The following is a 1,762-nucleotide window of genomic DNA, read 5'->3' as shown; positions in this document are numbered from 1 at the left end:
GCGGCCTACACCCTTACCCCGGGACAACCACCGCCCGGGATGGACTACCTTCCTGCGTCACCCCATCACTCACCTACTAACCGCTTGGTTCGGCGGCTCCACCACTCCCCTCAACTCCGAAGAGATCAGGGCGGCTTCACGGCCTTAGCATCACGATGCTCGATGTTTGACGCTTCACAGCGGGTACCGGAATATCAACCGGTTATCCATCGACTACGCCTGTCGGCCTCGCCTTAGGTCCCGACTTACCCTGGGCAGATCAGCTTGACCCAGGAACCCTTAGTCAATCGGCGCAAACGTTTCTCACGTTTGTATCGCTACTCATGCCTGCATTCTCACTCGTGAACCGTCCACAACTCGCTTCCGCGGCTGCTTCACCCGGCACACGACGCTCCCCTACCCATCACGATCCCCGTTGGGGGTATATATCGCAATGACACGACTTCGGCGGTACGCTTGAGCCCCGCTACATTGTCGGCGCGGAATCACTAGACCAGTGAGCTATTACGCACTCTTTCAAGGGTGGCTGCTTCTAAGCCAACCTCCTGGTTGTCTGTGCGACTCCACATCCTTTCCCACTTAGCGTACGCTTAGGGGCCTTAGTCGATGCTCTGGGCTGTTTCCCTCTCGACCATGGAGCTTATCCCCCACAGTCTCACTGCCGCGCTCTCACTTACCGGCATTCGGAGTTTGGCTAAGGTCAGTAACCCGGTAGGGCCCATCGCCTATCCAGTGCTCTACCTCCGGCAAGAAACACACGACGCTGCACCTAAATGCATTTCGGGGAGAACCAGCTATCACGGAGTTTGATTGGCCTTTCACCCCTAACCACAGGTCATCCCCCAGGTTTTCAACCCTGGTGGGTTCGGTCCTCCACGAAGTCTTACCTCCGCTTCAACCTGCCCATGGCTAGATCACTCCGCTTCGGGTCTTGAGCGTGCTACTGAATCGCCCTGTTCGGACTCGCTTTCGCTACGGCTTCCCCACCCGGGTTAACCTCGCAACACACCGCAAACTCGCAGGCTCATTCTTCAAAAGGCACGCAGTCACGAGACACCAAGCAAGCTTGATGTCCGACGCTCCCACGGCTTGTAGGCACACGGTTTCAGGTACTATTTCACTCCGCTCCCGCGGTACTTTTCACCATTCCCTCACGGTACTATCCGCTATCGGTCACCAGGGAATATTTAGGCTTAGCGGGTGGTCCCGCCAGATTCACACGGGATTTCTCGGGCCCCGTGCTACTTGGGTGTCTCTCAAACGAGCCGCTGACGTTTCGACTACGGGGGTCTTACCCTCTACGCCGGACCTTTCGCATGTCCTTCGCCTACATCAACGGTTTCTGACTCGTCCCACGGCCGGCAGACCGTGGAAGAGAGATCCCACAACCCCGCACACGCAACCCCTGCCGGGTCTCACACGTATACGGTTTGGCCTCATCCGGTTTCGCTCGCCACTACTCCCGGAATCACGGTTGTTTTCTCTTCCTGCGGGTACTGAGATGTTTCACTTCCCCGCGTTCCCTCCACACTGCCTATGTGTTCAGCAGCGGGTGACAGCCCATGACGACTGCCGGGTTTCCCCATTCGGAAACCCCCGGATCAAAGCCTGGTTGACGACTCCCCGGGGACTATCGTGGCCTCCCACGTCCTTCATCGGTTCCTGGTGCCAAGGCATCCACCGTGCGCCCTTAAAAACTTGGCCACAGATGCTCGCGTCCACTGTGCAGTTCTCAAACAACGACCAACCACCCATCACCCTG

At 57.8% G+C, this 1,762-nt stretch carries 1 rRNA gene (cut by a window edge); it reads right to left on the bottom strand.

From position 1 onward, the window contains the following. Positions 1-1,704, bottom strand: a 23S ribosomal RNA gene (locus tag ACGF3J_RS38670); it reaches 1,493 nt to the left of the window's first position. Positions 1,705-1,762: the final 58 nt, after the last annotated feature.

The sequence above is a fragment of the Streptomyces sp. NPDC048171 genome (genome assembly GCF_043202655.1).
In the GTDB taxonomy this organism is placed as follows: Bacteria; Actinomycetota; Actinomycetes; order Streptomycetales; family Streptomycetaceae; genus Streptomyces.
The sequence above is the reverse complement of the archived record's forward strand: the minus strand, read 5'-3'. Positions and strand labels throughout refer to the sequence as shown.